This window comes from Diaphorobacter ruginosibacter, assembly GCF_040396215.1.
Taxonomy (GTDB): domain Bacteria; phylum Pseudomonadota; class Gammaproteobacteria; order Burkholderiales; family Burkholderiaceae_C; genus Diaphorobacter_A; species Diaphorobacter_A ruginosibacter_A.
The window spans coordinates 1-8,484 of record NZ_JBEBOW010000148.1 but is presented as its reverse complement, the minus strand read 5'-3'; the positions used below and the strand labels follow the sequence as shown (position 1 = coordinate 8,484).

General features: G+C 63.5%; 7 protein-coding genes and 1 pseudogene. All 8 read left to right on the top strand.

Translation table 11 applies throughout. The annotated features are described in order from the left end of the window. Window positions 1–258: 258 nt before the first annotated feature. Window positions 259–1,584 (top strand): hemolysin family protein, encoded by a 1,326-nt coding sequence (locus ABWP92_RS15065; protein ID WP_353236212.1) that lies wholly within the window; start codon window positions 259–261, stop codon window positions 1,582–1,584. 84 nt (window positions 1,585–1,668) lie between these two features. Beyond that, window positions 1,669–2,991 (top strand): serine--tRNA ligase, encoded by a 1,323-nt coding sequence (gene serS / locus ABWP92_RS15060; RefSeq protein WP_353236211.1) that lies wholly within the window; start codon window positions 1,669–1,671, stop codon window positions 2,989–2,991. A gap of 105 nt (window positions 2,992–3,096) precedes the next feature. Continuing rightward, the gene (locus tag ABWP92_RS15055; protein WP_353236210.1) at window positions 3,097–3,396 is read left to right on the top strand and encodes a YkvA family protein; all 300 of its coding nucleotides are present in this window, start codon (window positions 3,097–3,099) and stop codon (window positions 3,394–3,396) included. Between the two features lie 196 nt (window positions 3,397–3,592). Continuing rightward, window positions 3,593–4,147: a putative pterin-binding protein gene (locus ABWP92_RS15050; RefSeq protein WP_353236209.1), complete on the top strand. Its 555-nt coding sequence runs from the start codon at window positions 3,593–3,595 to the stop codon at window positions 4,145–4,147. 22 nt (window positions 4,148–4,169) lie between these two features. Next, the gene (locus ABWP92_RS15045) at window positions 4,170–5,231 is read left to right on the top strand and encodes a response regulator (RefSeq protein WP_353236208.1); all 1,062 of its coding nucleotides are present in this window, start codon (window positions 4,170–4,172) and stop codon (window positions 5,229–5,231) included. Between the two features lie 10 nt (window positions 5,232–5,241). Further along, window positions 5,242–6,678, top strand: a complete 1,437-nt coding sequence (locus ABWP92_RS15040) for a sensor histidine kinase (protein WP_353236207.1) — start codon at window positions 5,242–5,244, stop codon at window positions 6,676–6,678. Between the two features lie 374 nt (window positions 6,679–7,052). Further along, window positions 7,053–7,799, top strand: coding sequence for a hypothetical protein (locus tag ABWP92_RS15035; RefSeq protein WP_353236206.1), 747 nt, complete (start codon window positions 7,053–7,055; stop codon window positions 7,797–7,799). 73 nt (window positions 7,800–7,872) lie between these two features. After that, a pseudogene (locus ABWP92_RS15030) lies at window positions 7,873–8,484 on the top strand (hypothetical protein); the annotation flags it as partial.

Genomic DNA, 8,484 nt, shown 5'->3' with positions numbered 1-8,484 from the left:
GAGATCGTGAACACGTTCTGAGCGCTTTGTGCTGCCGCGCCTGCGGCACCTGTAGCCTGAAATGCTCCTGAAAAAGGAGCGTCAAATGCATCCGGGCTGTAGGATCGCTTCGCATTTTCATCCTGGTTTCGTGAGCGTTTGCCGGGTGTCCTCTATGATGACCGTAGCGCGCGCCGGGTACTTGGCCTGCCCGGGTGTCCGCGAATTCATACAATTCGGGCTTCTCTACACCAGGGGAGTGCATCGGACTCCCTGACCATGGAAATAGCAATACTCTTCGCCCTCATCCTGCTCAATGGCCTTTTTGCCATGTCGGAGCTGGCCTTGGTTTCCGCGCGCAAGACGCGCCTGCAAAAACTCATCGATGAGGGCGATAGCGGCGCCAAGGCCGCCGTCAAGCTGGGCGAAGACCCCACGCGTTTTCTCTCCACCATCCAGATCGGCATCACCTCGATCGGCGTGCTCAACGGCATCGTCGGCGAATCCGCGCTCGCGCAGCCGCTGGGCGCCTGGCTCGTTTCATTGGGACTGGACGCCAAGACCTCGGGCTGGCTCTCGACCGGCCTGGTCGTGGTGCTGATCACCTACTTCTCCATCGTGGTGGGCGAGCTGGTTCCCAAGCGCCTGGGCCAGAGCTATCCCGAGACGCTTGCGCGCATCGTGGCCCGTCCCATCAACTGGCTGGCGATCGCCACCAAGCCGTTCGTGCGCCTGCTGGCGGGCTCCACCCAGGCGCTGCTTCGCGCGCTCGGCGTGAAGGAGGGGTCCGCCAACGCCGTGACCGAGGATGAAATCCATGCGGTGCTCGCCGAAGGCACGAGTGCCGGAGTGATCGAAACGCACGAACACGAAATGGTACGCAACGTGTTCCGCCTGGACGATCGTCAGATCGGCTCGCTGATGCTGCCGCGCGCGGACGTGGTGTACCTGGACATCGAGGATTCGTTCGAGGCCAATCTCAAGCTGGTGGAAGAGTCCGATCATGCGCGCTTTCCCGTGGTGCGCGGCAGCATGGAGAACATCCTCGGCGTGATCAATGCCCGCCAGTGGCTGGCGCGCGCGGTGCGCGAGCCGGCGGTGCGCGAGTTGGCCGACCAGCCTCTGCAGGCGGCGCTGTATGTGCCCGAAACCATCAACGGCCTCGAACTGCTCGACGAGTTCCGCCTGTCGGACGTGCAGATGGCCTTCGTCATCGACGAATACGGCGAAGTGCAGGGCATCGTCACGCTGCAGGATTTGATCGAGGCCATCACCGGTGAATTCCAGCCGCGCGACCCCGAGACATCCTGGGCCGTGCAGCGCGAGGACGGCAGCTGGCTGCTGGACGGCCATATTCCCGTGCCCGAGCTCAAGGACCGGCTGAACCTGGCAAGCGTGCCGGAGGAAGACCGTGGCCGCTACCACACCCTGAGCGGCATGCTGATGTTCCTGACCGGCAAGCTGCCGTCCGAGACCGACTCGGTCCAGTGGGAAGACTGGCGTTTCGAGGTGATCGACATGGATGGCAAGACCATCGACAAGGTGCTCGCCACCCGCCTGCCGGAGCCCGAGATGGACCTGTCGGCGGCGCCCCTGTCTCACTGATTCCTGCAGCGGATGCAGGCCGCGTGCGCCGTGGTGGCTGCGGCGCGCGGCTTTCGCGCCGCAACCGTCTAAAATCGGGCCTCTATGCTAGACATCCTCCAACTCCGTAAAGACCTCGATTCGGTCGTCGCTCGCCTCGAGACCCGCAAAAAGCCTCAGGCATTCCTGAATGTGGATGCGTTCAGGTCCCTGGAATCCGAACGCAAGACCATCCAGACCCGCACGGAGGAGCTGCAATCCCGGCGCAACCAGCTCTCCAAGCAGATCGGCATGCTGATGGGCAAGGGCGAGAAAGATGCCGCCGAAGCCGCCAAGGCGGAAGTGGCGGCGCTCAAGGGCGAGCTCGATGCGTCGGCAGCGCGTCTCGAGCAGATCCAGAACGAAATGCTCGGCATGCTGCAGGCCGTTCCCAATCTGCCGCATGAAAGCGTTCCCGTCGGCGCCGACGAGCACGCCAACCAGGAAGTGCGCAATTGGGGCACGCCGCGCGAGTTCGATTTCCCGGTCAGGGACCATGTGGACGTCGGCACGCCGCTGGGGCTGGATTTCGACATGGGCGTCAAGATCACCGGCGCGCGCTTTACCGTCATGAAGGGCGGCATCGCCCGCCTGCACCGCGCGCTCTCGCAGTTCATGCTGGACCTGCAGACCGGCGAGCACGGCTACGCGGAATGCTACGTGCCCTACATCGTCAACTCCGACTCCCTGCGCGGAACCGGCCAGCTGCCCAAGTTCGAAGCCGATCTGTTCGCGGCACAGAAGGGCGGGCAGGATGCCGAGCCCGTGCCCGACAACGCGGCGCTGTACCTGATCCCCACCAGCGAGGTGCCGCTCACCAACTTCATGCGCGATGAGATCGTGGCCGAGGCCGACCTGCCCATCCGCCTGACCGCGCACACGCCGTGCTTTCGCTCCGAGGCCGGAAGCTATGGCCGCGACACGCGCGGCATGATCCGCCAGCACCAGTTCGACAAGGTCGAGATGGTGCAGATCGTGCACCCCGAAAAAAGCTACGAGGCGCTGGAGGAAATGACCCGCCACGCCGAAGCCGTGCTGCAAAGGCTCGGCCTGCCGTATCGCGTGATGCTGCTGTCCACGGGCGACATGGGCTTTGGCGCGACCAAGACCTATGACCTCGAGGTGTGGGTGCCGGCGCAGGGCACTTACCGCGAGATTTCCTCGGTCTCCAACTGCGAGGCTTTCCAGGCCCGGCGCATGCAGGCCCGCTTCAAGAACGCCGCCGGCAAGAACGAGCTGGTGCATACCCTGAACGGCTCGGGCCTGGCCGTGGGCAGGGCGCTGGTGGCGGTGCTGGAGAACTACCAGAACGCGGATGGATCGGTGACCGTTCCCGAAGTGCTGCGCCCTTACATGGGCGGAGTGGCGGTGCTGAAGCCGGAAAAATAATCCCTTTCCCTTGTCATCCGCCGGGGTGGCCGCACGTTAAGAACCTGCCGTTCACACAAAACGGCAGGTTCTTTTGCTTTTGTCCTGTTCATCGGAGTACCCGCCATGTGGAAGCTCGGCCGCCTTTTCACCATGTTCCGCAAGGAAATCATGCTCGCATGGGCCGTGCTGCGCGACCCGCGCGCTCCCCGGGCCGCAAAGCTGGTGACGATTCTCGCGGCGTTCTACGTGGCCAGCCCGATCGACTTCATTCCCGACACCTTGCCGATCCTGGGCTGGATCGATGACGGGCTGGTCGCCTATTTCCTGCTGCAGATGGCATTCAGGTTCCTGCCGCCCGAGCTGCTCGCTGTTTTGCGGTCGAGGGTGGATGCCCGCGGCCGCGCCAGGGCCGCGCAAGAATGACTTTACTTGCCGGGCTGGCCGATCGAATTCAGAAATGTCATACTGAAACGATAGGGCAAATGAAATACTAAGTTTCTAATATCCACATAAAAATACATACGATCAGATAATTGGATACTTCGCTTCCCGGCAAAACAGCCACGGGACATGGCTTGATGGATTGATGCTTGCGGAAGGTGGCAGGATGGTTAGGACCTTGGTGAGACAACAGGACCGGCGTGATGTCATGGGCCGGGCGCTGCGCTGGGCGGCTGGCGCTGGCATGGGCGCGGCGGGATGGCCGGGCATTGCCTGGGCCGGATCGGGCGAGCCTGCGGCGGCGCTTCCGGGCGGCGGCCTGGAGATCCACGAGGGCGCCAGGCCCGCCATGGTGTTGAGCGCGCAGGCGCTGGCCGCACTGCCGCAGCGCACTATTTCGACACATACCGCCTGGACGGATGGCGTCAGGAAATTTGAAGGGCCGCTGGTGACGGACGTGCTCGGGGCGGCGGGAGCGGTATTGGCGCCCGGCTCGAAGTTGCAGGTGCGGGCGCTCAATGACTATGTGGTCGAGATCCCGGCCGAGGATTTCCAGCGCTGGCCGGTGATCGCCGCGTGGACCATGGACGGCAACGTGCTGACGCGGCGCGACAAGGGACCTTTCTGGATCGTCTACCCGCGTGACGACGACAGGGTGCTGCGGGATGCGAAATACGATCACCGCTGGGCATGGCAGTTGCGGCAACTGACGGTGCGTGCGGCGAGCCGCTGATGGAGCGCGAGAAAAAACTGCCATGCTGACGGTTGCATCCCGCCCTATCATTTTGTGCGTCGAGGACGAGCCCGCTTTGCTGAGGGACCTGTGCGAGGTGCTCCAGGAAGCAGGCTATGACGCCATAGGCGCTCCCGACGTGGCGCATGCGCGGCAGGTGCTGATGCGGGTCGCGCCTGCGCTGATCGTGTGCGACATCACCATGCCGGGGACGAGCGGAATCGACTTCATGGCCGATCTGCGAAGCCAGGATTCGCCGTTGTCCGGCGTGCCCTTCATGCTGCTCACGGCGCTGTCGCAGCGCGACGACGTGCTGCGCGGCAAATGGGCGGGGGCGGATGACTATCTGGTCAAACCAGTCGACTATGACATGCTGCTGGCCAGCATTGCGTCGCGGCTCGCGCAGATGGGGCGCATGCAGACGGCCCATGAGTCGCAGTTGCGGCGGCATGTGGACGAGCTGCAGTTTCAATGGACCAACGTCCTCGACAAGATCAGCCAGTGCGCCCTGGTGTGCGATGCGGCCCTCGGCGTGCGGTTCGCCAACCGCGCGGCCTACAGTCTGTGCCGAAGTCCCGGGGCGGACAGCTCGCTGTCCGTGGATATGCAAGGGCGGATGGTGCTGCATCCCGCCATCGTCAACCACCCCGATATCAAGAATTTTCTGGCGGGCGGCCAGGAGGCGGTCAAGGTGGATCTGCCGCGCCCTGCGGCGGGCAAGAAAATGTGGCAGGTCTCGCTGCTCGCGATGGGCGAGCGCGGACAGGCGCAGGCGCGTTCGGCGCGGGGCGAGACATTCGTGGTGTTTCTCTCGGATACCGCGCAGCGCCAGTTGCACAACAAAGCGGCGCTGGCGCGGCGCTTTTCGCTCACTCCGACGGAAGTGCAGGTCGCCAGCCTGCTCACCGATGGCATGACCAAGCAGGAAATGAGCGCGCAGATGAACGTCAGCGCGGCGACCATGGCCTATCACCTGCGCAACCTGTTCGGCAAGACCGGCACGAAACGGCAGGCGGAACTGGTGGCGCTGCTGATGTCGGTTGCATGGAACGACATCATGCTGCCGACGCCGCAGAAGGTTTGAGCGGCGGTCCATGGAGCATGAAGATGCATCTGTGGCCGCGCGATTGACGCTCGAGCGTCCGGGCTGGCGCCGTCACGCGTTGCCGTTGGGCATCATCACGCTGTTTTTTGTCTTCAGCGTGGCCGTTGCATGGCAATTGGTGGTGCTCAACGGACAGCTGCGCAATCATGAAGGAGAGAACACGCTCTGGGCGCTTACCCAGGCGCAGACCCATGGCTCGAAACTGCAACTGATGGACGAGCAGTTCCGCCAGGGCATGATCGGGCGCGAGGCGCTTGTTTTGCAGGAGGATGTGTTTTTCAGCCGGCTCAGCCTGCTCGATGATGGTCCGCAACAGCGATTGCTGGCGCATTTCGGGCAAGACGGGGCGGTGATGTCCGCTGTCGACCGGTTCAGGGCGGCGGATACCGGATCCATCGGTGATCTGCCGCGCAACTCCCCGGTCCACGATAACCTGGCGGAGCTGATAGGCGTGCTCGCGGCCGCCGCCAATGCGGTCATGGTGACCGAGCGCGAGGAGCGCAGCCAGCAGTTCGACAGGTTCGCGCGGCTGATCCACGTGGCTTTCATGGCATTTTCCGTGGTGATCCTCACCGGGGGGCTGCTGGTATGGCAGTTGCTGCAATCGCAGTCATACCAGCGCAGGCAGTTGCGTGTGATCGCCGAGCAGCGCGATGCGCTGCAGCAAACCGTGCATGAGCTGCATGAAGCCCAACAGGCAACGGAGACCTACCGCAACTTTGTCTCGCTGGTCTCGCACCAGTTCCGCACGCCGCTTGCCGTGATCGACTCCACGGCGCAGCGCCTCATGCGCAATGCGCGCGACGAGGCCAACTCCGGCTTCGCGGATTCTCAGCAGGTGGTAGAGAAGATGAACCTCACGCGCAGCACGATCGAGCATCTGAACAAGCTCATCGACAGCGTGCTCACCAGTGTGCGCCTGGACAGCGGCGCAATCCAGATGCAGTCCCAGCGCGTGAACCTGTCCGTGCTGATCGGCCAGGTGGTGGGGGCCAATGCCCATCTGCTGCAGGATCGTCCCCTGCTCCTGGAGACCTCCGGCGAGGCCGACGCCTATTCCTGCCTGGGAGATGCGGTACTGCTCGAACACGTTTTGCAGAACATGCTTTCGAACGCCTGCAAATACACGCATCCCGGAACCGCCATCGCGGTGACGCTGTCGCGATCGGGATACGGAACCATCGTCTGTACCGTGCGCGACTGGGGCGAAGGTGTTGCCGAGGCGGAGCTGCCATACATCTTCGAGCGCTTCTACCGCAGCGGCCAATCGCGCGCCATCGAGGGAACCGGGCTGGGGCTTTATCTCGCCCGCTCCATCGTGCGCCTGCATGGCGGAAACATGGATGCCAGCCTGCCCGAGGGCGGCGGCCTGGCTGTGAGTCTGAGAATCCCGGCGGAGCATATGAAGCCGCCGCCGGTTTTTTGAACAGCGTGCCGAAGTGTTAAAAAAAGTACCAAATGTGTTTTTCCCTATCCAAACGGATGGGGCGCATTTGGTTTTCTATTTTTAACATTTGCTGAAGCCTTCTCCACTGAATCTGGAGTAACCGAGACGATCCGAACCGGGCCGATTTCTGGAGAGCAAAACGACATGGGATGCAAGCCCCGTTCGGTGCGAGTTGGTGAGCTGGCGGGGTCTTGCGCCTCGTTGTGCCCATGCGGAACGTTTGTTCCGCCCAGGCGCAAAAGCCAGGATTCTTTCCACTTACAGAAAAACCAACGATGCCCAAAGAGACTTCCATCTTTCATCGACCGAGCAGAGAGGGGAATGCATCCAGATCGCGATGGCCGCGGCTGGCTGTGAGCACTGCCGTCTGCCTGGCCGGCCTGGCCAATATGGCCTGCGTCCACGCGGCCGGGCTTACCGTGAATGCCGGGGACACTGCCACTTGGGGCACTCCGCTCGATCTGGATTGCGACGACCTGGTCGTCAATGGGACGCTGGATGCAGCCGGCGCCGTTTTCACCAGGGTCGGCAACGTCATCATCGGCTCCGGCGGGCAACTCAGCGCTGGCGGGTCCACCATCGAGGTCACCAAGAGCTGGCAGAACAGCGGCACATTCAACGGGGCCGGCAGCACGGTCACCGTAGCGAATACCTGCGCCAACACCAGCACGACATTCTCTGGCGATACCACCTTCGGTAATCTGAGCGCAACGGTCGCCGGCCATGAACTCGATTTCGCCGCGGGCAGCGAAGAGACGGTGACGGGTCAACTGACCCTCAATGGCGTCACGCTGCGTGGAACCGGTGGCACCGCGTACCTCACGCTGCAAAGCGGCGGCACGCAGTCCATTGCGAATGTCGGCGTCAGTGGCGTGGACGCATCGCATGGCCAGCATCTGGCGCCCAGCGCCAACAACGTGATTTCCGGCGGCGCGGCGAACAACTGGTTTGTCGCCGGTCCCGCCAAGCCGGAGGCGGGATCGGTTGCCGCGGTACCCGCGACCGGACCCGCGGGCCTGGCCGTGCTGGCGGGCCTGATGCTGGCCGCCGCCGGCCTGGCACGCCGCTGGCCGGGAAAATCCCGGCGCAAATCCGGTTGAAGCCGCCGCGAGCGATCTGCTTGCACACCGTTCAGATTCATTCAGTTATTCGATTAGACAGGAAGAACTTGTCATGAAAAAGCATACTTTGACCTCCCGCGCCAAGTCCGTCAGCCCCTTGCTGGCAGCGCTGCTCTCGCTGACCGCCTGCTATTCCGCACAGGCCCAGGTGGCCATCTCCGGCACCAACGGCGTGGCGATCAAGTCTCCAGGCGGCAGCACCATCACCGGTTTTGCCAATGACGGCACGGTCACCATTCCCGGACTCGTCTCCGGATATGTGAAGGCGGATGGCAGCGGCGTACTGAGCACGGATGCCGGCCTTGCCGGACCCACGGGCGCCACCGGGCCAGCGGGACCTGCCGGCCCGCAAGGCGAATCGGGTGCGGCAGGCGCTCCCGGGGCTCAGGGGATCCAGGGGATACAAGGCGTGACGGGTGCGACTGGAGCAACCGGAGCGGATGGTGCAGCGGGCTTGGTTGGTGTAACGGGAGCAACAGGCGCTACCGGTGCCACCGGGGCAGGCATCTTGAGTGGCGCGGCTGCTCCGGATCCCGCCCAGGGCAGCGATGGCGACAGTTTCGTCGATGTCAGCAATGGCGATACCTACCTCAAGTCGAATGGAGACTGGGGTTCGCCGACGGGCAATATTCGTGGGCCTGCGGGAGAAAATGGTGCGGCTGGC